The sequence below is a fragment of the Agrobacterium sp. NPDC089420 genome, from assembly GCF_044900305.1.
Taxonomy (GTDB): domain Bacteria; phylum Pseudomonadota; class Alphaproteobacteria; order Rhizobiales; family Rhizobiaceae; genus Agrobacterium.
In genome coordinates this window covers 148,789-170,901 of the sequence record NZ_JBJDMY010000004.1, presented here as the reverse complement: position 1 = coordinate 170,901, position 22,113 = coordinate 148,789, and the positions used below count along the sequence as shown (strand labels likewise).

Here is a 22,113-nt window from a genome sequence, read left to right as displayed (position 1 = left end):
ACGCCCGCTGGCGTCAGGCCTCCACCTTCACATCGGTCAAGGGCCGCGAGCAGCAGGCAAGGATATAGCCCTCCTCGATCTCGTCATCGAGAATGCCGCCATTGTGGTTCATCTCCACTTCACCGGAGAGCTTCAGCACCCGGCAGGTGCCGCAAATGCCGGATTCGCAGGCGGCGCCGATGCGCACTCCGGCCGCACGCGCCGTCATCAGAACCGTCTGGCCGGGCTGGCAGGCCATTTCCTTTCCGGAAAGGGTGAAACCCACCATCGCCAGCGTTTCGCCATCCGCAGCGGCGAGAGCGCTTTCGCCGACCGTGACCGGAGCGGCGGGAGAGAAACTTTCCTGATGGTAACGGCCCATGTCGAAGCCGGACGCATCGAGCATGGAGCGGACGGCGGCCATGAACGGTTCCGGCCCGCAGCAAAACACGGTGCGGTCCATGAAGTCAGGGGCCAGAAGCGCGATCTTGGCCTTGTCCACCATGCCCTTCAGGCCGGACCATAGATCGGTGCGTCCGCAATTTTCCACGATGAAACCAAGCGACAGCTTCGGCATGAAGCGGGCGAGATATTCAAGCTCGTGGCGGAAGACGATATCGGACGGCGAGCGCGAGCAGTTGATGAAGGCGATATCGCTCTGCGGCGCGCGGTCGCTCATGTCGCGCACCATCGACATCATAGGCGTGACGCCCGAGCCTGCCGAGATGAACAGATATTTGTCGCCCGGATGCTTGACGTAGGAGAAATCGCCGAGCGGGCCGAGCGCCCGGATCTTCATGCCGGGCTTCAGATTGTCGAACATCCAGCGCGTGCCGATGCTGCTCGCCTGCGCCTTGACCGTGACCGAAAGCGCATAGGGCCGGGACGGGCTGGAAGACAATGTATAGGTGCGATAGAGCGGCTCCCTGCCCACCGGAAGTTCCAGCGTGACGAACTGGCCCGGCAGATACCGGAACCAGTTCTGATCTTCGGAGCGGAACAGGAACGTCATCACGTCCTGCGTCTCGGGCGTCACCGAAATGCATTCCAGCAGCTGGAGCTTGTCGCTCCAGGGCTTCATCTCGTCTATGTGCTTGTAGGTCACAACCATATTCATCTTCGCGTCACGCTACTGCCGAAAGGCGGGCCTTGTCGCCGGAAAGCCGGTCGATCATGAAATCGGCATACCAGTTGACGAACTGCATCACACCGCCCTCGTCCTCCATGGAGTAAGGGCCGGGCTCATAGGCCGGCGAGCGGATGCCGAAGGCATTTTCCTCGACGATGCGGCGGTCCTGGTCGTTGGTCTCGTTCCAGACGTGGGTGAGGTCCTCGAGATCGTAATCCACGCCTTCGACAGCGTCCTTGTGCACCAGCCATTTGGTGGTGACCATGGTTTCATTGGCGTTGAGGGGCAGCACCCGGAAGGAAATGGTGTGATCGCCGAGGAAGTGGTTCCAGGTCGTCGGATAATGGAACAGGAGCAGCGCACCGATATGGCTGATGCTGACATCGTCAGACAGCGGCCGGCGCACGGCGCGCTTGCCCGACATGGTGTAGCTTTCCGCCTCGCCGATCAGCGGCATGCGGGCGACGCGGAACTGGCCCTGCGGATCGATCTTGAAACGGCTGGGCAGGCCGGCGGCCTCGCAGCGCGCCCAGTGGCCGCCGATTTCGGGATCGCTGGCACCGCCATCCGTTCCCGTCACGCTCGGGTTTTCAGGATAAGTGCGGCAGAGCTCCGGGTGATTGGCGGCGCAATGGTAGCACTCACGGTTGTTTTCCCAGACGAGCTTCCAGTTGCCCTTTTCGATGATGGTGCTTTCATGCGCGACCTTGGCTTCCCAGATGCGGTGCGGCGCCATGTAGCTTTCGACTTCGGCGCGCATGGGCGCAAAATCCGCCGGCTGGTCGGCAAGGCAGATGAAGACGTAACCGGCGACGGTCTCGCAGGCGACGGGCTTCAGGCCGAAATCGCCCTTGTCGAACTCCTCGCCCATATGGCGGGCGAACAGGAGCTTGCCATCGAGATCGTAGGTCCACTGGTGATAGGGACAGACGAGGCGGGCGGACTGGCCCTTGTGGGCGGAGCAGACGCGGGAACCGCGATGGCGACAGGAATTGTGAAGGGCGCGAATTTGCCCGTCGCGTCCGCGGACGATGACGACGGAATAGGAACCGACCTGCACGGTGAAATAATTGCCGGATTTGGGCACTTCGCAATCGTGACCGACGAACAGCCAGTCGCGATACCAGATGGTTTCCATATCCAGCTTGAAATAATCCGGGTCCGTGTAGAAGGGCTGTTCCAGGCTGAAACCTTCGCGGCGGTTCTTCAGCTGGCGCAATACGGTATCACGCAATTCCATGGCCAAATCCTCGATCAAACCGCCCTGCCCGGCACCATTTACCGGGCTGCGGAAGCATAAGCCCATCTAAACACCGGCGCCTATTTGCAGCAGCACAGACAGCGACATCGGCTTCCGCATTGGCGACAAATTTGCGACATGCGCCAATGGCCGCCGCGGGCCATTCCGCTGCGAAATCCGGCAGCTATTCGGCAGGCGGGCCACGTCGCAATATGACGCATGACGGGACGCGATCACCTTCCACCCCTCAGAAAACAGGGGCTGCCGCGCAACGGAGTGTTAACGCGGACCAAATTATCTTGCCGAATCGACGGCAACGAGGGCGTTCCTGGTGGAGAAGGCGACACGCATACGTTATTTCGATGCAGGCAGACATTCCGTCGCGCCGATACGGTCGAAGACCGCGCATTCGGATTTTCTCCGCACCGGCCGGATCAGCCGCTATGAAGAACGCTGGCTGCCGAGGGAGCGCGTCTATTACAGCCACGACGAGGTGGCGGCGCTGACGGGACGCAAGCTGGAAGCCGCCGCCGATGCCACCCACAGCCGTCTTAATGCCTTTCACGAGTCCATCCGGTTCCCGAAGATGGTGTTCCACCATCTGCTTAACGACCGGCCGCATCTCGGTTATTGTCACGTCACCGCGTCAAAAACCAGTTTCGATGCCGAGCGCCACGTGCTTTGGTCCTTCTATTTCGCGAATTTCTTCGCCGAACTGAGCGGGGCCGACAACTTCTTCGAAAATATCGATGCGCGCTATTCGCGCATGTATTTCGCCGTCGCCATCAATGCGCTTCCCGATCAGGAGATCGCCGTCGATACATCCTTCCATCGCGGCGGCCTGCTGTTTCAGACCCATGATCCGCGGGTGGCGCTGAAAAACGTGCTCATGCTCGGCGCGCGTTCGCAGGAGATGCGCAAGATCATCAAGGCGATATAAAACGCCCTCGGGCGCTTTGTCTTTTTTTCCTTGCATGCCCTCATCCAGAAACCGCAGACCACTTTCTGGCGACATGCATTATTTGTCTTATGCATGTCGTTATCCAGAAACCGCGGACCACTTTCTGGCGACATGCATTAGCGCTTCCCACTTCGCCCTGAAATACGCTATTGACCGCCGTGAAAGGCAGCATCATGGCGCGTCACATCACTATCGAAAACGAGCGGGAAACGGCCCTGCAGGCATCCGTGGCGGAGCTTGCGGAAGGACGCCCGATTGCCCTGCCGACGGAAACCGTCTATGGCCTCGCGGCCGACGCCACCAATCCGGCGGCCATTACCCGCATTTACGAGACGAAGGGTCGGCCGCAGTTCAACCCCTTGATCTGCCACATGGCCGATATCGCCATGGCTGAACGTTATGCCGTTTTCGACCCCGTCTCGCTGAAGCTCGCCCAGGCCTTCTGGCCCGGCCCGCTGACCCTGGTTCTGCCGTTGAAACCGGCAAGCGGCATCCATTCTTTGGCGACGGCCGGTCTCGATACGGTCGGCATCCGCGTGCCGCAGGGTTTTGCCAGTGAGCTCATCCGCCGCTTCGACAGGCCGCTGGCCGCCCCGAGCGCCAATAGTTCCGGCAAGATCAGCCCGACAAGCGCTGCCCATGTGGAGGCCGATCTCGGCCGGAAGATCAATCTCATTCTTGATGGCGGCGCCGCCGCCGTCGGTGTCGAATCCACCATCGTCAAGGTGGAAGAGGATGGACGCGTGCGGCTGCTTCGCCCGGGCGGCATCGTCACCGAAGATATCGAGCGTGTGGCCGGCAGGCGGCTCGAACGGCCGAAAAAAGCCGCCGCCGCCATTGAAGCACCCGGCATGCTGGCCTCGCATTATGCGCCAGGCGCCCATGTCCGCCTCGGCGCCACATCGGTTCTGCCGGGCGAAGCGCTGATCCGCTTCGGCGGCATCGCGATTTCCGGTGAAGAGACGGCGCGCGCGGTTCTCGACCTCAGCCCCGCCGGCGATCTTGCCGAGGCGGCCGCCAACCTCTTCGATTATCTGAAAGCCGCCGATGCGAGCGGTGCGGAAACCATCGCCATCACCGCCATTCCCAGCCATGGTCTCGGAGAGGCGATCAACGACCGCCTGTCCCGCGCCGCCGCGCCGCGAGGCTGACGGCATTCAACCCTTTCGCCCATGTTTCAAATGACAGCGAGACGCCCATGACCGCCATTCCCTCCTCCGATATCCTCGACCGCTTCACCGCCATTGTCGGAGACAAGAATGCGGTGCGCGACGCGGCGGAAATGGCGCCGCGCCTGGTGGAAAATCGCGGGCTTTATCGCGGTACTTCGCCGCTGCTCCTCAAGCCGGGTTCGGTTGAAGAGGTTGCCGCCATCCTGAAGTTCGCCAGCGAGACCGGCACGCCGATCGTGCCGCAGACCGGCAATACCGGCCTTGTAGGCGGCCAGACGCCGCGCGCCGGCGGCAGCGACATCATCCTGTCGCTGGAGCGCATGAACCGCATCCGCGACATCGACCCCGTTGCCAATATCATTGTCGCCGATGCCGGCTGCATTCTCGACGACATACACAAGGCCGCCGATTCCGTGGAGCGCATGTTCCCGCTGTCGCTCGGTTCCCAAGGGTCCTGCCGCATCGGCGGCAATCTCGCCACGAATGCCGGCGGCACGGCGGTGCTTGCCTATGGCAATATGCGCCAGCTCTGCCTCGGGCTTGAGGTGGTGTTGCCCACCGGGGAAATCTGGAACGGGCTGCGGCGGCTGAAAAAGGACAATACGGGTTATGATCTGCGCGATCTCTTCATCGGCTCCGAAGGCACGCTCGGCATCATCACCGGCGCGGTGCTGAAGCTGTTTCCGAAGCCGCTCGGCCATCAGGTGGCCTTTGCCGGGCTTAGCTCCACCGAAGACGCACTAAAACTGTTCGAAACGGCCTCCAACCTTTGCGGCGCGGCGCTGACCGGTTTTGAACTCATGCCGCGAATCGGCGTCGAATTCACCACGAAACATATTCCCGGCGTGCGCGACCCGCTGCAGACGCCGCATGACTGGTACGCGCTCATCGATATCTCCACCTCCGATTCGGCCGAAACCGCCGAGACGATGATGCAATCGCTGCTGGAGCGCGGTTTTGAGGCCGGGCTGGTTGAGGACGCCGTGATCGCCGCGTCGGAAGCCCAGCGGCAGGCGCTGTGGCACATGCGCGAAAGCATGTCGGATGCGCAGAAGCCGGAAGGCGGATCGATCAAGCACGATGTTTCCGTTCCGGTGTCGAAAATACCGGATTTCATGGCGGCGGCGGAAAAGGCGGTTATCGCCGCCATTCCCGGCGCCCGCGTCTGCGCCTTCGGCCATCTCGGCGACGGCAACATCCATTACAATATTTCCCAGCCTGTCGGTGCCGACAAGGCCGAATTCATCGGCCGCTGGCGGGACATGAACGAGATCGTGCACGGCATCGTGCTGTCGCTCGGCGGCTCCATTTCCGCCGAACATGGCATCGGCCAGCTGAAACGCGACGAACTGGCCGCCATTCGGCCCGGCATCGAAATGGACCTGATGCGGCGCATCAAACACGCCTTCGATCCGGCCGGCATCATGAACCCCGGCAAGGTTCTGGCGGGATAAAACAGTCTTCCGGTATTAGGCCGAGGCCCGCAATGCCCAGGCGGGCACGATTTCAGCATTCAGACGGCGCGGTTTCTGCGCGCCGACAAATTGCGTCAGGCTCATGCCCGATTTCGCAATCGACACGGCATGTTTCTTCGGCAAGAGATACCCATGTTCCAATGGCGGAATGCGGCGCAGCATACGGCTGAAGACATTGCGGCGATGATAGCGCGAGGGCGAAAAGCGGGCCGGCTGCGCGCAGATCGCCACATATTCGAGGATTTCATCGATCCAGCCCGCCTGCGGGCGCGCGCCCGCTTCGATCAGAAGCAGCCAGCCGCCGCGTGCGGACCTCACCACCTCTTCAATGTCCCATTGCCCATAAAAACGGCAACCGGCAGCATCGGCGACGCGCGAGGATCCATCGCGCGAACCGTGATCGAGAATCACAACATCGCTTACAAGCCCTTCCACAGCCCCGGTGACAAGCGCAGACAGCGTGTGCGCCAGTTCCGGTTCCTGATCCCGGCATTCCATTATCACTGTCAACATCCGCATAGCTCTAACGCATCGCACAATAAATTGCCACTGTGCTCATCGTGGCAAAATCCAGGGCTGTCCGCGCCGCCGACCGTATAGTCTGCGGACGTGGCCTTGCCTGTGACGGCCAGGCATCCATCTCTGGAGAACGACCCGAATTTGCAATTTTGTTCTTGTATTGTTCTCGTTCCTGATGTAGGAATTTAATCATTCGGACGGCGATCAGAAGCCTGCCCGGATGGAAACGGTTTAGGGCGTTGAGCGTGCCTCGGGAGGTATGCGACGTCCTGGGAGCATCCAGATGAGAAACCATACGCTTTCGGGGCAGGCTGCCTTCCAGCCGAGCCATATGCCGGATATTGCCAATGCGCTGGCCGATGCGTCGGGCCTGCGCATCGAGATCGACCGCCGTCGCGGCCGCGGCGCCGGGCTTAACCCGGATGGGCGCTTCGAGACCCTGCAGCGCGAGGTTTTCGACGATGGCTGGCAGACGCTGGAGGACATGCCGGAATTCCGCACCGAGGTGCAGGTGGAAAAGCCGCGCAGCATCATCACCCGCAATGAATCGCCCGACATTCCCTTCGACCGCTCCATCAACCCCTATCGCGGTTGCGAACATGGCTGCATCTATTGTTTCGCCCGCCCCACCCACAGCTATATGGGCCTTTCGGCCGGGCTGGATTTCGAATCGAAACTCTTCGCCAAACCGGATGCGGCGAAGCTTCTGGAACGGGAACTGGCGAAACCCGGCTATAAGCCGCGGGTGATCGCCATCGGCACCAATACCGATCCATACCAGCCGATCGAGCGCGAATGGCGCATCATGCGGCAGATACTGGAAGTGCTGGCCAAGGCCGAGCATCCCGTCGCCATCGTCACCAAATCGGCGCTGATCAAGCGCGATATCGACATTCTGGCGCCGATGGCCCAAAAGGGGCTCGTCAAGGTCGGCATTTCCGTCACGACGCTGGACCGCAAGCTTTCCCGCAGCATGGAGCCGCGCGCCGCCACGCCGGAAAAGCGGCTGGAGGCGGTCAAGGCGCTGACGGAGGCGGGCATTCCCGTGGCCGTGATGATGGCGCCTGTCATTCCGGCCCTCAACGATCATGAGATCGAACGCATTCTCGAGGCCGGCAAGGCAGCGGGCGCAACCGAAGCGTCCTACGTGCTGCTGCGCCTGCCGCTGGAGGTAAGCCCGCTGTTTCGCGACTGGCTGCTGCGCAACTATCCCGACCGCTACCGCCATGTCATGTCGCTGGTGCGCTCCATGCGCGACGGCAAGGACTACGACGCGGAATTCGGCAAGCGCATGAAGGGTGCCGGGCCTTATGCCTGGCAGATCGGCCGGCGCTTCGAGATGGCGACAAAGCGGCTCGGCCTCATCCGCCGCGGCATTCATCTGCGCGACGATCTCTTCGTGCCGCCGGGCGGCACGGGCGTGCAATTATCGCTGCTTTGAAGACCGGTGCTGAGAACGGCCGGGAAGGATGAATGTCCGAGCCGTGGGCGACGTCGTCCTCGGACTTGACCCACGGAGCTGAGCCGAAAGCGACAATGGCGCCCCGGACCAAGCCCGAGGATGGTTTTGGCCAGGAAGGACGATGCGTCAGCGACCGGAGGCGATCCGAGCCTTTGATGGCGTGAACTCAAAAGGATAAGGGGCAGCCTCCCCATCTGGCTGCTGCGACGACATGCCCGGCGGGTTTTCCCTGGCCCGCCGGACATCACCCCCGGAACCGCCGCCTCGCGTGCGATCGTTTTTCCTCCGCCGCCCCGCTGGAGGATCAGAGGTCATGACGACCTTGAGGGCACGGTGAGCCACGCCCCTTGACCCCGGCTCACCCTGCCTGTCATCGCCCGCCTCCGGGGGCTTGCAGGAGATCGGGTGTGTGTGCAAGTTTCGCCGCATGAAACGCCGCACCACACCCGATTCTCCTGCCCTCTTCGATCTTGCCGATACCGGCCCGGATTTCTCCTTCGAACTGGAAGCGAAAAACAGGGGTCTCTGGCCCGTGGCCGGCACCGATGAGGCCGGCCGGGGGCCGCTCGCCGGACCGGTGGTCGCGGCCGCGGTCATTCTTAACCCGGATAATATTCCTGCGGGCCTCGACGATTCCAAGAAGCTGACGAAGCAGAAGCGGGAAAGCCTGTTCGTGCTCATCATGGAAAGCTCGATCGTTTCGGTCGCTTCCTCCGGTCCCGGCCTGATCGACAAGATGAACATCCTGCGCGCCAGCCTCGACGCCATGCGCCGCGCCGTGCTCGGTCTCGAAACCGCCCCCGCCCTCGTGCTGGCCGACGGCCGCGACAGGCCACCGGGCATCCCCTGCGAAGCCAAGGCCGTCATCAAGGGCGATTCCCGCTCCCTCTCCATCGCCGCCGCCTCGATCATCGCCAAGGTGACCCGCGACCGGATGATGGAACGCGCCGGCGTGGTGCATCCGTCTTATGGTTTCGAAGGCCATGCCGGTTACGGCACGCCGGCCCACCTGCGCGCCATCGAAAGCCATGGCCCCTGTCCGCTGCACCGGATGAGTTTCAGGCCGCTGAAGCGGGGTTGATTGCGGCTGAGAATGGAGGTTGAGCGATAACTTCCGTTACTAGGTCGCTGTTCGACGGTCCGGCTTTAGGCACCGAAGAGGAGCTGGTCGTCATTCACCCCAACAACTACTTCCGGCCCATTGCCTTCGACTGACTATGCTTCCCTCGACTAAGATGTCCGGGTCTGCGAATTTTGTTTCAGGTATGAAACAAGTGTTTCTAATGGTACCGTCTGCGGTCTATTAAAGCTCTTTTGCCGTCAACAAATCTTCGATCCGCTGTCTTATGTCACCATCAGTTTCAAATTCCTTCAGCCGCTTTAATGCAACAACGGCTTCCTGGGGCCATTCTTTTCGATCCCAGCTAGATAGAGCCCGAATTGACATGTTGCGGTTTCTTATCACTGGGCTTTGCAAACCCGCAGAAATGAAGGCCCAACCTTTTCCGGGAAACTTTTCAAGGTCCTGTAAAATGAAATCCAAAGCGGCATGCGCTGAGTATCCCGGGCCGAGGCCCATTTCGGTGCTCGGGCCTGTCGCAATTTCATCGAGGGGAATGCATTTCAAGCCAAGCTCAAGCACTTGATCAATACGATCCACATCAGAGCTGCGCATCAAATCCCACCAATATTCCTCACCCGCTTCCGTTCGAGCATAACAGTAAGGCCATGGATCGATGCCAAATTTCTGGCATACCCTGCTTGCATTCCAGAACTCTTGCCTGTCACCGCCTTCCAAAGCGCTGCATATCGCCGGCTTCCAGTGATCTCTGGCGAGCAGGTTAGAGACATTCGCAGAGATTTGATCGACCGCGTCGGTAGACCAATCATGCCGCAGTTTCCCTTCACCGGACTGATGCTCATCCAGCCTGTCTCGAAGCCGGGAAAGGAAAGAATAGTGTGAAACGGAATCAAATCTGTCTTTTCCATGCTCCAACAGTGCCCCAACGACCGCGCAACCGTGTTCGTAATCAGATAATCCTTCAGCCGGCCCACCTTCGCCGAGTATTAGGGTATCGACGATTTCGAAGGCTGAATTGAACAAGTCGTCATCTATTCGCGCCGCCTGAAGTGCAATGTGAAGGTCACCCGCTCTGGCACAAATACAGGCCAGATATTCATACATTATTACGTTCTTATAGCCTTCACGAATTAGCCAACTCTTGATTTCGGGGTCAACTGTATTGACAAGCCGCTCCACTGCGTGAATTCGTCCCCATCCTTCAACGGCCTTGGCCAACTTCCACAGTACTATTTCGCCGTAGCTATCGTTACCAGCGATTGCAACTGCCGCATAAAGTGTGAACTCGTCGTGTCGACCAAGCGTCAGAAAAGTCATTGTTTCATCGCTACCACGTAACAGGCCGAGCAATGCCATTGAAAACTTCACTGGCTCTCTGTGAGCTGCGTGTGTCGTGAACCAATGCACGATCTCATACAGCCGGTCGGCGTCCAAATCCCTTTCGAGCCGAATTCTCTCGACCAGTGGATCGATGATGCCGAGGGCAAAGCCCTCCTTGATCATCAAATACAAGGATTTTATGTTGCTTTCCGACGCATTTTCAGTAGCGCGCTTCAACGCCGCATATAGTTCTGCGACAATCTGGTCTTCCTGTTTTGAAACACCATGATGGCTCATCACCCCGTCCATAGCACCCGGTGCGAATGAAATTTTATTCGGATTACTGGCAGGCTCATCGGGAAGCCGATACCCCTCTTCCAACAGGCCTGCCGGCTTTGCCGGATCAATATGTGTAGCGATATGGGTATAGATAGACGCAGCGCTTCCCCAAGGTGGGTTCTGCTTGTTAGGAGGCCATATCTTTTTCTTGAAGAAGCTAAACATGAATACCTCTATGCAATTTCAGATTTTCAGTCTGCTTACTTAAATAGCAGATCGATTGCAATTTTTGCCGGTTCTTGAGTAGATTACTAGGCTCGGTGGTGAAGTAGAACAACTTTGTTGCGAGCATTTAAGTATTGTGTAGTGACTGAGAAAAGGTATCAAAGCGGAGATGTATCTGGGTATACGCGTTGCGAATACAAAGCGCGCTGCCAATGATTGCACGGCGACGCATCCCAAACTCGCCTCTAAAGGCCAAACAAAAAACCCCTCGCGGCTTGCGCCGGAGGGGCTTTGAACAATACCGAGATAAATCTCAGTTCAGCTTCGACTTCACTTCGCCGATCGTGGCGGTGAACAGCTTGGCCTTTGCGGCAGCCGTGGTCTTTTCGGCCAAGAGCTTCTCGGAAGCGGCGATGGCGATGTCGACGGCGGCGGCGCGGACGGCGCCGATGGCGTCGTCCTCGGCCTGCTTGATCTTCTGTTCCGAAAGGGCCGTGCGACGGGCGACGAATTCTTCCGTCTTCTGTCTGGCTTCCTCGGTAAGCGCTGCGGCTTCGCGTTCGGCGGCGGCAACGATGCCGGCGGCTTCGGCTTCAGCTTCCTTGCGCTTGCGCTGATATTCGGCCAGCAGGTGCTGGGCCTCTTCACGCAGGCGCTTGGCTTCGGCCAGCTCGTCCTGAATGTTCTGCGCGCGCTCGTCCAGAGACTTGGAGAGCATGCCCGGAACCTTGAGATAGGCGATCAGGACGAAGAAAAGGACGAGACCGACGAGAGCGAAAAATGATGCATCAAATGCCATGTCAGGCTCCCTTCACGGTCGAAGCGGCGGCGATGGCGGCCTTGACATCGGTATCCTTGACCTTGGCGCCGACCAGCTGGTCGACGATCGCGGTCGCGGTTTCCTCGGCAATGGCACCGACATCGGCGAATGCCTGTTCCTTGATGCCGGCAATGCGCTTTTCGGCGGCGGCAAGCTTTTCGGCAAGACCAGCTTCGATGGCGGCGCGGTCGGCATCGGCCTTCACCTTGGCGGCGTCGCGTGCGGCAGAGCCGATCGAGCTTGCCTTGGCGCGGGCTGCCGCGAGTTCTTTTTCATAGGTTTCGACGGCTGCGTCGGCTTCGCTTTTCAGCCGTGCCGCTTCGTCGAGATCCTGTGCGATGCGTCCATGACGGTTTTCGAGAATGCCGCCGACGCGCGGAACGATGACCTTCTGCATGAGCAGGTAGAAAAGGCCGAACGTGATCGCCAGCCAGAGAACCTGCGACGCATAAGTAGACTGGTCGAACGGCGGGAATACGCCGGAAGCGCCGTGTTCGGCGCCATGCGCCACACCGGTTTCCGTGTGCGTGGCTTCCGGTTGCGGCTGGCCGACAGCCGGAGTTTCCGTATGCGTTTCACCTACGGTCGGTGCTGACTGGGCATAAGCCTCGGTCACGAACATGCTCACCTCCAGGGGGACTGCAAATGCGAAGGATCACGGCACGCCATTTGCGGGCCGTGATCCAGACCTGATGCCGTTATCAGACAGCGAACAGGAGAAGGAGAGCAACGAGCAGCGAGAAGATGCCCAGAGCTTCCGTAACGGCGAAGCCGAATACCAGACGGCCGAACTGGCTGTCGGCAGCAGAGGGGTTGCGCAGTGCGCCGGACAGGTAATCACCGAAGATACGGCCGAGTGCGAGGGACGTACCAGCCATGCCGAGGCATGCGAGACCTGCGCCGATGTACTTTGCTGCTTCCGCTTCCATGTGAGACTCCTTGAGATATTGGTTGTTGCGGCTGTTTTTGACGCCCGTTGCCGGGGCCAGCGACTTTACTTCTCAGTGACCACCATGCACGGCGTCGTTCAGGTACATGCACGTCAGTACCGCGAAGACATAAGCCTGCAGGAAGGCAACGAGAAATTCGAGGGCGGTCATGGCGACCGTCATGATGAGAGGCAGGACCGCGCCGCCGACGCCGAGCGCGCCGAGCGCGCTCATGGAGGCGACGAAGCCCGCGAAAACCTTGAGCGTGATGTGGCCGGCCAGCATGTTCGCAAAAAGACGAACCGAAAGGCTGATCGGGCGCGACAGGAACGAGATCATTTCAATCGACGCCACCAGCGGCAGAAGCGCCTTTGGCACGCCGGAAGGCGCGAAGATGCCGAAGAAATGCAGGCCGTGCTTGTAGAAACCGTAAACGACGACCGTGCCGATGACGAGGCAGGCGAGCGCGAAGGTGACGATGATCTGGCTGGTAACCGTGAAGAAATACGGGAACATGCCGAGAAGGTTGGCCGTCAGCACGAACATGAACAGCGAGAACACGAAGGGGAAGAACACCATACCCTTCTTGCCGGCGCCTTCGCGCAGCATGGAGGCGATGAATTCATAGGACATTTCTGCGACGGACTGCATGCGGGTCGGGATCAGACCGCGGTTCGACGTCGCGAAATAAAGGAAACCGGAAGCGGCGGCCACGGTCGCGACCATGAAGAGCGACGCATTGGTGAAGGAAAAATCGACGCCGCCAATTTCGATCGGAATGATCGGCTGCACCAAGAACTGATGGGTCGGATCGTTTGCCACCGGCTGCCCTCTTTACCTGTCGCCGCGCTTGGCGGCATCTCAACTGCAAGAAAAAACAGCTTAAACGCCGCCTTTTCCACCCTCGTTCTGCTTGTCCACCTTCTCGAGCAGCGGTGGCTTGGCCACAGCACCCGTCGAGCGCAACACATTCAATACGCCTGCGCAGAAACCGAGAAGAAGAAGAACGATCATCCCCCACGGCGTCGTGCCGGCAAAATAGTCCAGAAGATAACCCAGCATAGCGCCGACCACGATGGCCGAAATGAACTCCGATGAGAGCTTGACCGCCATCGCAAAGCCCTTCCGGCTTTCCGCAGCGTTGGTTTCCGCCCTCACTTCCGCCTCATCCTCCGCCTTCACCTTTGCCAGCTCTTCGGCAAGGCGCCTGCGGCGCTCGTCCAGACTATCGTCACGGTTGCCAGTCATCTTAAAATCCCACCCATTTTCTCCGTTCCAGCCATGCCAGAACCCTTTGGAGTTGTAAACGGTGACGGATTAAGCCTGTTCCAGCCCGCTCTGAAGTCGCGCGCAACATAGTTTTAGGGGCTTCTCTAGTCAAGGCACTGATGGCGGTTGTTTCAACACAAATTAATCGTTGAAAAACAATAGCTTGACATCATCACACCGTTTGACGGCGATGTTTCCGCAGGGAATCGGCATTTTTGACACGCAAAATGCGGCAAATCGGCGGTGGTATCAGCTCCAGCCGCCACCATAGGTACGGTAAAACACGTGCAGGCCGATCCTGCCGACCTTCTTCATTGACTTGCCCCAGGCGGGACGCACGTAAACGGCATGATAATGGGTGGCAGATCCCACTTCCTTCAGCCAGATCTTGCCGGCCGTGGTGGCCATGGCCACTTCGCGTGCCATTTTCCAGTGGCGCTCGGAATTCACGCGGTCCTTGATATTGTCGCAGGCGAAGGAAAACTGGCAGCGGTTGCGCCAGTCCTTGTTCTGGTAAACCACGCCGCAGATGGTTTTGGGATAGGCGGGATTGCGCACGCGGTTGAGAATGACCTGCGCTACCGCCGCCTGTCCCTTGACCGATTCTCCACGCGCCTCGAAATAGATGCCGGATGCCAGGCATTGCTGCTCGGCTGCGGAAAACACCTCGGCCGGCAGCGGGGTTGCCGCCCATGCATGGTCTTCGGCGCCGATCTGCGGCACGAAACGGCCAGCCTCGGGCTTCTTCAAAATCGCGTCGAACGGCGACTCGCGGGCGAAATCCGGTGCGGCCGGCGCGTAAGCCGTGGCGAGGATGTCGGGCGTGCGGTTGGTGACGAGTTCCGCGAGCATCGGCGAGACGCTCTTGTCCATCTTCTTTTCGTCACGGCGGAAATAGAAGGAGGCAAGCTCCACATCCTTGCCGCGTTTCGGCTTGACGAAGGCCGTGCGGTCCTTGCGCTTCAGCGGCTCGATATCCAGCATCGAGGTACGCTGCAGCACGGAGCCGGCCGTAAAAGCCTTGGGCGGCTGCATGATCTCGGTCGCGACGATGCGACCCTTCTTGGCGGCGCGATTGATGCGCTCGCTATCCGGCGTCGTTGCTTCGCCCTTTTTGTTGGTGACGAAGGCAACCTTGCGGCCATCGGGCAGGGTCATGCCGCCGCCCTGCAGCGCCGCCTCCCCCGCCGTATCGTTGAAGGTCAGCGAGGCATTGTGCACCGAGCCCGCCGGAGAGGCCGTCAGCACCATGCGCCATTGCTCGCCGCCATTGTCGAGCCCGGCCAGAAGCGAGGCCAGATCGGCGCGGGCAGCGAGAGACGGAAAGACGAGCCAGGCGGCAAGGCCGAAGACGACGGGGGAGCTCCATTTGGACGCCCACCCCTGAAGGGACACCGGGGACCGACGACGCATTACTCTTTTCGAACGCAAAACCAGCACTCCGAACACCGACAACCATATTTGCTACAGGTGTTCGAGAATCTCTTATTAACCTTGATGCTTGGTTAACGCCGCGCCTGGACGCGGCTTCACGTTAATGTGTGATCATATTCTAATGGTCGTGGCGTTGCGTCGGCTTCCATGTGCGGACCATGTGCCTGCCCCCCCTCTTCCGTCAGTCCGGCCCCTAGCCGGAATGACGGAGACAGGAAGTGTCACGCCTCCCGGCGCACCGGCCGGGGAGGCTTGCGTCATCAGACGACGACGTGCGAACCCAGTTCCACCACGCGGTTGGCCGGCAGGCGGAAATAGTCCGAGGGATCGGCGGCGGTTTCGGCAAGCGCGATGAACAGGCGGTTCTGCCAACCCGGCATGCCGGACTTCGGATCCGGCACCAGTTTGCGGCGGCCGAGATAAAACGAGGTCGACATGATGTCGAACTTGTAGCCGGTGCGCCTCAGATAGCCCAGCGCCTGGGTGACGTTCTGGGTTTCCATGAAGCCGAAATGCAGCTCGACCACGGCAAAGCGGTCGCTCATCTTGGTCAGCGTATAACGCTCTTCCGGGCGAACGCGCGGCTGGTCCTCGGTGCGGATCGTCAGGATGACGTTCTTGTCGTGCAGGACATGGTTATGCTTGAGATTGTGCAGCAGCGCCGCCGGCGCGGTCTCCGGATCGCCGGTGAGGAAGATCGCCGTGCCGGGCACGCGCACCGGCGCATGGGCGCTCTCCTTTTCCACCGAGGCGACGAAGGCCTTCAGCGGTACATCGGTGCGGCGGGTCTTGGCGAAAAGGATCTTCGAGCCACGCTGCCAGGTGGTCATGATGATGGTGAAGGCAATCGCCAGAAGCACCGGCACGTAACCGCCGTCGTGAATCTTCAGGAGGTTCGCGCCGAGGAAGATCAGCTCCAGCAGCAGAAGCGGCGCCAGCACGGCAATTGCCAGCCAGACCGACCATTGCCAGCGCTTGCGCACGAATTCGAAGAACATCAGGCTGGTGACGACCATCGCGCCGGTGACGGAAATGCCATAGGCGGTGGCCAGCGCATCCGAACTCTTGAAGGTGAATACGAGCGCAACGACGCCGAACAGCAGGATGGTGTTGACGGCCGGCAGGTAGATCTGCCCCGTATTGGTTTCCGAGGTGAAGAGGATTTCCATGCGCGGCAGATAACCGAGATGAATCGCCTGGCGCACGAGCGAAAACGCACCCGTTATCACCGCTTGGCTGGCGATGATGGTGGCGGCGGTGGCCAGGATGACGGCCGGCAGGATCGCCCATTGCGGGAACATGAGATAGAACGGATTGGACATGGCCGCGGGGTCTTTCAGCACCAGCGCTCCCTGCCCCAGATAATTCAGCGTCAAGGCCGGGAAGACCAGGCAGAACCACGCCCACTGGATGGGACGGCGGCCGAAATGCCCGAGATCGGCATAAAGCGCTTCCGCGCCCGTGATCGTCAGGAAGACGGCGCCGAGCACGATAAAGCCGTGGAACCCCTCACTGGCCAGAAACTCCACCGCATGCCAGGGATTAAAAGCGAAGAGAATGCCGAAATCATCGGCGATATGGACAAGGCCGGCAAGCCCCATGACGAGGAACCAGACCGCGGTGATCGGTCCGAAGAATTTCGCCACCGTTCCCGTTCCGTGCGACTGGATGGCGAAGAGGCCGATGAGAATGCAGACGGATATCGGAATAATGAATTCGTCCATGGCCGGCGTGACCAGTTTCAGGCCTTCCACCGCCGACAGCACCGACAGCGCCGGCGTGATCATCGCATCGCCGAGGAACAGGGCCGCGCCGATGAGGCCGAGCACGATGAGAACGCTGCGGTGGGTGCCCGCCGTCTTCATCAGCAGCGCAAGCAGCGAAAGCGTTCCGCCCTCGCCGTCATTGTCGGCGCGCAGCAGAAGCGTGATGTATTTGAACGTCACGATGATCGTCAAAGACCATATCATCAGGGATGTCAGGCCAACGACCTCCTCCCGCGTCACGCCGTCATAGGCGATCGGCCGCAGGGCTTCGCGGAAGGCATAAAGCGGGCTGGTGCCGATATCGCCATAGACGACGCCGATGGAACCAAGGATGGCGGCATAAAGCCCCTTGTTCTGATGCTTGTCATCCGCATCCGGTTTCTCGGCAACGTCCTTGTCGACGATTTGAGACATGATGATCCTGGCTCCTCAGAGCCAGCCCTTCCAACGAAAAAAGAGAAACGGAATGATTGCGGACATCAGCATGACGATGAGCGCGAGTGGATAACCAAATGTCCAGTTCAACTCCGGCATGAGCTGAAAGTTCATTCCATAAACCGAGGCCACCAGCGTCGGCGGCAGGAACACCACCGAGGCGATGGAGAAAATCTTGATGATGCTGTTCTGCTCGATATTGATGATGCCGAGCGAGGCATCCAGCAGAAAGGTCAGATTACCGGAAACGAAAGAGGCATGTTCGTTCAGCGACTGAATATCGCGCCCGATCGACTTGCCCTGCTCGCGCGCGCCCTTGTCCTCGCGAACCTGATCGCTGGTGGACAGAAAGGTCTGAAGGCGCGCCAGGGATGCAAGGCTCACGCGGACCTTCGAGATCAGCCGGTGATAGGCGGCGATGTTGCTCAGGCGGTCTTCGAGATAACGCGGCGCCTTGCGTTTGGAGCGGGCCTGGCTGCCGAGAATGTCGGCGGCGAGATTGTCGATCCCCGTGACCGAATTTTCGAGAATCTCCGCCGTGCGGTCAACGATGGTTTCAAGCAGCTTCAGAAGCAGCGCCGCGCCGCTGCGCATTTCGTGCGGCACGCGGGTGATGGCGGCGATGAAGAGATTGAAGGACTTGGGTTCGGCATAACGGATCGTCACGAGGCGCCTGCCGGCGAGAATGAAGGCGACGTCGGTAAGGCGCGGATCGTCGGAATCCGCCTTCCACACCAGGGAAGCGGTCATGAAGACATTGCCGTCTTCCATGTAAAGCCGGCTGGAGGGTTCGATATCCTTCAGGTCCTCGCGGGTGGGCAGATCGAGCCCCAGCAGCTTTTCCACATGCTGCTCTTCCACCCTGTCGGGATTGACGATGTCGATCCAGACGATGTCGTCGGGAATCTGTCCGGAGCCATCGTCAGGCGACAGGCTGATCGCCTCGCAATTGGCGCGATAGGCTTTTATCAATCCGCTTCTCCGCTCCACATCGCAGGCTTCAGCCGCAATGCTGCTTAACATAACCTGCTCAAGGTCGGCAAACCTTTGGACGACACTTCAGGGCGCTCCGGAACGCGCAGGACATCATATCCCGCCAGCCCGATGGACCAAGAGCCAAACGGCGCAGGCGTATGCGCCCAAAGCGGGACGCAATCAAGCAATATTTTTTCGCGACAGCCTTGCAGGCGAAGCATCTCTGGAGTTCAAATCCGGAAATCCCACCCGATACTGGCGACCAATCTCCTGTTTTCAAAAGACTATCCGGAGCGGTTACGGCCTGTCCGGTTTTGCGCCGCAAGCGGCTGTGCTATTCGAAAACGATCTTCGGTGCGGCTTTTCTCTCGCCCGCGCCGATGCGCGCCCAGACTTTTTCCGCGATATCGCGATAGATCGCGGCCTGCGCGCCATCCGGCTCCGCGGCGACGACCGGCGTTCCGGCATCCGACATTTCACGGATGGAAATGGTAAGCGGCACCTCGCCGAGGAAGGGCACGCCGATCCTTTCGGCTTCCGCCTTCGCGCCGCCATGGCCGAAAATATCGTAACGAGCGCCGGTATCCGGCGCGATGAAATAGCTCATATTCTCGATGACGCCGAGCAGCGGCACTTCCACCTTGCGGAACATGGTGATGCCCTTGCGCGCATCGATGAGCGCCAGATCCTGCGGCGTGGAGACGATGACGGCGCCGGCAAGCGGCACCTGCTGGGCGATGGTCAGCTGCGCGTCGCCCGTGCCGGGCGGCATGTCCAGCACCAGCACATCCAGTTCGCCCCAGGCCACTTCGCGCAGCATCTGCATCAGCGCGGACTGCACCATCGGCCCGCGCCAGATCATCGCCGCTTCCTCATCCACCAGAAAGCCCATGGACATGACCTTCAGGCCATAATTTTCCATGGGCAGGATGATGCGGTCTTCCTGCTGCTGCGGGCGGCCCGAAATCTTCAGGAGCCGCGGCAGCGACGGGCCGTAAATATCGGCATCCAGCATGCCGACCTTGAGGCCGAGCGCCTGAAGACCGAGCGCCAGATTGACGGCGGTCGTCGACTTGCCGACCCCGCCCTTGCCGGAAGCGACGGCGATGATGGCGCCGACACCCGGAACGCCGACCTTTGCCGACCGCGGCTGCGCGGCCGGCCGGCCGGCTGCGGCTGCAGGACGGGGCGGCTGCTCCTGGCCGGGCTTGCGATCGGCCGTCAGCGCCACGACCGCGCCGGCGATACCGTCCACGCCCTTGGCGGCCCGTTCGGCCGCAAGCCTCAGAGGCTCCATTTCCGACGCCCTGTCGGACGGCACGGTGATCGAGAAATAGGCCTTGGCATCGGCGATGAAGATTTCCGAGACCATGCCCAGCGCAACGATGCTTTGGCCGCTGCCCGGATAGATGACGGCGTCCAACGCCTTTTCGACCTGGTTCTTGCTGACTTCTGCCATTGTCTTACTCCGTTGCGTCGTCCGGCCGGATATGGGCTCAATTCCGCGTCATCCATAGACAAGCGGGAGCGCTTCGCCAATGCCAAAGCGTAAACGACAAAGACCGGTGACGATTGAACGCCGCGATTTCAGATTTCGTCGTCCATATCGAGCGTCTCGGGATCGAAGATACGGCCGTCGAAAAAACAGTCCGGCCCGAGCACGAGCCCCGTGCGCGATGCGCCGACGTGAACCGGCGTCCTCAGCGTGCCCTCCAGCTTCAGGTTCGCCCCCGGCACCGGCACGAAAAGCGGTTTCATGGCCTTGCGGAAAATATCCGGACGGTAGGCATTGCGGGCGGCCTCCAGCACCGCTGCATCGAACCGATGCCCGGCGGGCACCTCGCCCCAGCGCAGCATCTGGCTGAAGAACCACAGAGCGTGGCTCTGCCAGGGAAAATTGGCGGCCTTCGCACTGGTCACGAAAAATTCCGGATAATGCTGCATGTCCCGCTGCGACGTGGAAATATAGCCCGTCAGCGCCGGCAACAGGAACTCGCCGTTTTCGTCCATATATTGAGGGGCGGCAAGGATGCCGGCCAGTTCCTCGATATTGGCGGGGTTGGCGCACCATTCGCCGGCACGGTAAAGCGTGCGCAGCAAACCTTCCAGGAGGGGCGCGTTGTCCGCCGCCCAGCCTTTTCTCACAGCCAGTATCTTTTCCGGCGCGTTGTGCCAGATCAGCGCCCCGGTGGTGACGATGCGACCGGCGCCGCCCAGCACCGCGGCGCTGCCCGCCGGTTCGGCGCTGCAGAGCGCATCGACCTTGCCGCTTTCCAGGAGGGCCGGCATCTCTTTCGGCAGGGCCTCGACGATTTCCATGTCCCGGCCAAGCAGCACGCCGCAGCTTCCGAGCAGATAACGCAGGGTATAAAACGGCGTCGAGACAATATCCTCAACCGCAAAGACCGGCGGGTTTTCACCCGCCGCACGGCGCGCCGCGCAGACACGCGCCATCGCCCGCCCAAAGGCCGCCGGATCAGGCAGCTTCAGCCCTTCACGGTAAAGCTCATCGTAAAATCCGTGCGACACGGTGGTCGCCGAGCCGCCGAGGGACAATGTGAAGACACCGACAATATCAGCCGGCAGATCGTCGAGGCCGACGGCGGAGCCGACGGGAACCGGAGCGGGCAGATGCGCGATATGGACGTCATCACCACCCAGCGCGGCAAGCACGGCGCGCGCGGACTGCTTTCGGAAAAGCTCCAGTTCAATGCCTTCATCGGCAGCAAAGCCTTTTTCGGCAGCGGCTATCAGCACGGCGCAGTCGATAGTCGGAGAAAATCCCGCTTTTAGCTTATGCCGTTCCGGCAAACGATTTCTCCTTTCCGGTGATTCGAAAGGAGGATCGCCCAGGAAGCGGTTTATCACAATGATAAAATTACGATTTCGCTATTTTATCAGACCGACCCGCAGCGCCTTGGCGACGGCCTGGGTGCGGTTGACCGTGTCGAGTTTTTTCGTGGCGCGGTTCAGGTAATGATTGATGGTATGTTCCGACAGCATCATGATTTCGGCGATTTCGGCGCTGGTCTTGCCGGCGGCGGTCCAGTTGAGACAGTCGATCTCCCGCTCGCTCAATGTTTCGGGAACCCTGAGGTCAAGGCGTCTGATTTCAGACAGCCGCGCAAACACATGGCTGGAAATGTAAAACAGCTCCGCCAGCCGGCTGGCGGGCAGGGCCGTCTTGTTGCCGGAAAAAGAAACCGCGCCGCGCGTCATGGTAATGTCGTGAACGGGAAACCAGACTGAATTGATCATTTCGAACCGCTCGAAGAGGCCGATCACGGTTTTTCTGGCAATATGTTCGTCGCCTTTGACGAGAAAATCCATGGAGACGGAAAAAGGCACGGTCGTTTTTTTCAGCTGCGCCATGACCCGGCTGTTCTGCAGCATGCCCTCTTCATCGTAACGCTGCAAAAGCTCCGCCGGCCAGCTGGTGATGATCGTATATTGCGACAGCTCGCTCGCCACTTCCGATGACAGGTCGAGCACCATGAAGGCCCTGAATTCCCAGGCTTCCGTCAATCGTTTCAGGAAGCGGAATATATCGAACTGCGTGTTCAGATCGGCGATCTCTCGAACGCAATCAACACCAATCGACTGAACGGCGGCCGTCTCTGTTTTCTGCATCAAAGCTATTCTT

General features: G+C 60.2%; 20 protein-coding genes. 5 read left to right on the top strand and 15 right to left on the bottom strand.

Annotated features, from left to right (window positions below; genetic code table 11):
- Positions 1-13: 13 nt before the first annotated feature.
- Both ACI2KA_RS07545 and ACI2KA_RS07540 read right to left on the bottom strand, forming a co-directional pair.
- The gene (locus tag ACI2KA_RS07545) at positions 14-1,096 is read right to left on the bottom strand and encodes a 2Fe-2S iron-sulfur cluster-binding protein (protein ID WP_404500704.1); all 1,083 of its coding nucleotides are present in this window, start codon (positions 1,094-1,096) and stop codon (positions 14-16) included.
- Between the two features lie 7 nt (positions 1,097-1,103).
- Complete coding sequence (locus ACI2KA_RS07540) at positions 1,104-2,348, bottom strand: aromatic ring-hydroxylating dioxygenase subunit alpha (RefSeq protein WP_404500703.1); 1,245 nt, start codon at positions 2,346-2,348, stop codon at positions 1,104-1,106.
- A gap of 331 nt (positions 2,349-2,679) precedes the next feature.
- On the opposite strand from ACI2KA_RS07540, the gene ACI2KA_RS07535 reads away from it, so the two are divergent.
- From ACI2KA_RS07535 to ACI2KA_RS07525, 3 genes are all read left to right on the top strand, one after another.
- Complete coding sequence (locus tag ACI2KA_RS07535) at positions 2,680-3,288, top strand: DUF6656 family protein (protein ID WP_404500701.1); 609 nt, start codon at positions 2,680-2,682, stop codon at positions 3,286-3,288.
- A 194-nt stretch (positions 3,289-3,482) separates the two neighbouring features.
- A complete protein-coding gene (locus ACI2KA_RS07530) occupies positions 3,483-4,460 on the top strand; it encodes an L-threonylcarbamoyladenylate synthase (RefSeq protein ID WP_404501196.1) in 978 nt (325 codons plus the stop codon).
- Between the two features lie 47 nt (positions 4,461-4,507).
- Entirely contained in the window at positions 4,508-5,935 is a 1,428-nt protein-coding gene (locus ACI2KA_RS07525) for an FAD-binding oxidoreductase (RefSeq protein ID WP_404500699.1), read from the top strand.
- A gap of 15 nt (positions 5,936-5,950) precedes the next feature.
- On the opposite strand, the gene ACI2KA_RS07520 is transcribed toward ACI2KA_RS07525, so the two are convergent.
- Entirely contained in the window at positions 5,951-6,469 is a 519-nt protein-coding gene (locus ACI2KA_RS07520) for a glycosyl transferase (protein WP_404500697.1), read from the bottom strand.
- Positions 6,470-6,758: 289 nt separating this feature from the next.
- Between ACI2KA_RS07520 and ACI2KA_RS07515 the strand changes: the two genes are divergently transcribed.
- The gene (locus ACI2KA_RS07515; RefSeq protein ID WP_404500695.1) at positions 6,759-7,916 is read left to right on the top strand and encodes a PA0069 family radical SAM protein; all 1,158 of its coding nucleotides are present in this window, start codon (positions 6,759-6,761) and stop codon (positions 7,914-7,916) included.
- 448 nt (positions 7,917-8,364) lie between these two features.
- A complete protein-coding gene (locus ACI2KA_RS07510; RefSeq protein WP_404501194.1) occupies positions 8,365-9,018 on the top strand; it encodes a ribonuclease HII in 654 nt (217 codons plus the stop codon).
- Positions 9,019-9,240: 222 nt separating this feature from the next.
- Here ACI2KA_RS07510 and ACI2KA_RS07505 read toward each other — a convergent pair whose 3' ends face one another.
- The 12 genes from ACI2KA_RS07505 to ACI2KA_RS07450 all read right to left on the bottom strand — a co-directional run bounded on the left by ACI2KA_RS07505 (position 9,241) and on the right by ACI2KA_RS07450 (position 22,100).
- The gene (locus ACI2KA_RS07505) at positions 9,241-10,842 is read right to left on the bottom strand and encodes a hypothetical protein (RefSeq protein ID WP_404500693.1); all 1,602 of its coding nucleotides are present in this window, start codon (positions 10,840-10,842) and stop codon (positions 9,241-9,243) included.
- 313 nt (positions 10,843-11,155) lie between these two features.
- A complete protein-coding gene (locus ACI2KA_RS07500) occupies positions 11,156-11,641 on the bottom strand; it encodes a F0F1 ATP synthase subunit B (RefSeq protein WP_404500691.1) in 486 nt (161 codons plus the stop codon).
- 1 nt (position 11,642) lies between these two features.
- A complete protein-coding gene (locus ACI2KA_RS07495; protein ID WP_404500689.1) occupies positions 11,643-12,284 on the bottom strand; it encodes a F0F1 ATP synthase subunit B in 642 nt (213 codons plus the stop codon).
- 79 nt (positions 12,285-12,363) lie between these two features.
- Positions 12,364-12,591, bottom strand: coding sequence for a F0F1 ATP synthase subunit C (locus ACI2KA_RS07490; protein ID WP_003494147.1), 228 nt, complete (start codon positions 12,589-12,591; stop codon positions 12,364-12,366).
- 72 nt (positions 12,592-12,663) lie between these two features.
- Positions 12,664-13,413: a F0F1 ATP synthase subunit A gene (locus tag ACI2KA_RS07485; RefSeq protein ID WP_004440258.1), complete on the bottom strand. Its 750-nt coding sequence runs from the start codon at positions 13,411-13,413 to the stop codon at positions 12,664-12,666.
- Positions 13,414-13,473: 60 nt separating this feature from the next.
- A complete protein-coding gene (locus ACI2KA_RS07480; RefSeq protein ID WP_404500687.1) occupies positions 13,474-13,839 on the bottom strand; it encodes an AtpZ/AtpI family protein in 366 nt (121 codons plus the stop codon).
- A 270-nt stretch (positions 13,840-14,109) separates the two neighbouring features.
- Positions 14,110-15,273 (bottom strand): cell wall hydrolase, encoded by a 1,164-nt coding sequence (locus tag ACI2KA_RS07475; RefSeq protein WP_404500685.1) that lies wholly within the window; start codon positions 15,271-15,273, stop codon positions 14,110-14,112.
- Positions 15,274-15,554: 281 nt separating this feature from the next.
- Positions 15,555-17,474 (bottom strand): potassium transporter Kup, encoded by a 1,920-nt coding sequence (locus ACI2KA_RS07470; protein ID WP_404500683.1) that lies wholly within the window; start codon positions 17,472-17,474, stop codon positions 15,555-15,557.
- A gap of 15 nt (positions 17,475-17,489) precedes the next feature.
- On the bottom strand, positions 17,490-18,467 hold the full coding sequence (locus ACI2KA_RS07465; protein WP_404501192.1) for a magnesium transporter CorA family protein: 978 nt from the start codon (positions 18,465-18,467) through the stop codon (positions 17,490-17,492).
- Positions 18,468-18,804: 337 nt separating this feature from the next.
- Positions 18,805-19,929, bottom strand: coding sequence for an Mrp/NBP35 family ATP-binding protein (locus tag ACI2KA_RS07460; RefSeq protein ID WP_404500681.1), 1,125 nt, complete (start codon positions 19,927-19,929; stop codon positions 18,805-18,807).
- A 128-nt stretch (positions 19,930-20,057) separates the two neighbouring features.
- Complete coding sequence (locus ACI2KA_RS07455) at positions 20,058-21,281, bottom strand: CmpA/NrtA family ABC transporter substrate-binding protein (protein WP_404500679.1); 1,224 nt, start codon at positions 21,279-21,281, stop codon at positions 20,058-20,060.
- A 78-nt stretch (positions 21,282-21,359) separates the two neighbouring features.
- On the bottom strand, positions 21,360-22,100 hold the full coding sequence (locus ACI2KA_RS07450) for an autoinducer binding domain-containing protein (RefSeq protein ID WP_404500677.1): 741 nt from the start codon (positions 22,098-22,100) through the stop codon (positions 21,360-21,362).
- Between the last annotated feature and the right edge of the window lie 13 nt (positions 22,101-22,113).

Coding starts and splice junctions, on each gene's coding strand:
- ACI2KA_RS07545 (WP_404500704.1), bottom strand. CDS start 1,096: ATGAATATGGTTGTGACCTACAAGCACATAGACGAGATGAAGCCCTGG.
- ACI2KA_RS07540 (WP_404500703.1), bottom strand. CDS start 2,348: ATGGAATTGCGTGATACCGTATTGCGCCAGCTGAAGAACCGCCGCGAA.
- ACI2KA_RS07530 (WP_404501196.1), top strand. CDS start 3,483: ATGGCGCGTCACATCACTATCGAAAACGAGCGGGAAACGGCCCTGCAG.
- ACI2KA_RS07525 (WP_404500699.1), top strand. CDS start 4,508: ATGACCGCCATTCCCTCCTCCGATATCCTCGACCGCTTCACCGCCATT.
- ACI2KA_RS07520 (WP_404500697.1), bottom strand. CDS start 6,469: ATGTTGACAGTGATAATGGAATGCCGGGATCAGGAACCGGAACTGGCG.
- ACI2KA_RS07515 (WP_404500695.1), top strand. CDS start 6,759: ATGAGAAACCATACGCTTTCGGGGCAGGCTGCCTTCCAGCCGAGCCAT.
- ACI2KA_RS07510 (WP_404501194.1), top strand. CDS start 8,365: ATGAAACGCCGCACCACACCCGATTCTCCTGCCCTCTTCGATCTTGCC.
- ACI2KA_RS07505 (WP_404500693.1), bottom strand. CDS start 10,842: ATGTTTAGCTTCTTCAAGAAAAAGATATGGCCTCCTAACAAGCAGAAC.
- ACI2KA_RS07500 (WP_404500691.1), bottom strand. CDS start 11,641: ATGGCATTTGATGCATCATTTTTCGCTCTCGTCGGTCTCGTCCTTTTC.
- ACI2KA_RS07495 (WP_404500689.1), bottom strand. CDS start 12,284: ATGTTCGTGACCGAGGCTTATGCCCAGTCAGCACCGACCGTAGGTGAA.
- ACI2KA_RS07490 (WP_003494147.1), bottom strand. CDS start 12,591: ATGGAAGCGGAAGCAGCAAAGTACATCGGCGCAGGTCTCGCATGCCTC.
- ACI2KA_RS07480 (WP_404500687.1), bottom strand. CDS start 13,839: ATGACTGGCAACCGTGACGATAGTCTGGACGAGCGCCGCAGGCGCCTT.
- ACI2KA_RS07475 (WP_404500685.1), bottom strand. CDS start 15,273: ATGCGTCGTCGGTCCCCGGTGTCCCTTCAGGGGTGGGCGTCCAAATGG.
- ACI2KA_RS07470 (WP_404500683.1), bottom strand. CDS start 17,474: ATGTCTCAAATCGTCGACAAGGACGTTGCCGAGAAACCGGATGCGGAT.
- ACI2KA_RS07460 (WP_404500681.1), bottom strand. CDS start 19,929: ATGGCAGAAGTCAGCAAGAACCAGGTCGAAAAGGCGTTGGACGCCGTC.
- ACI2KA_RS07450 (WP_404500677.1), bottom strand. CDS start 22,100: ATGCAGAAAACAGAGACGGCCGCCGTTCAGTCGATTGGTGTTGATTGC.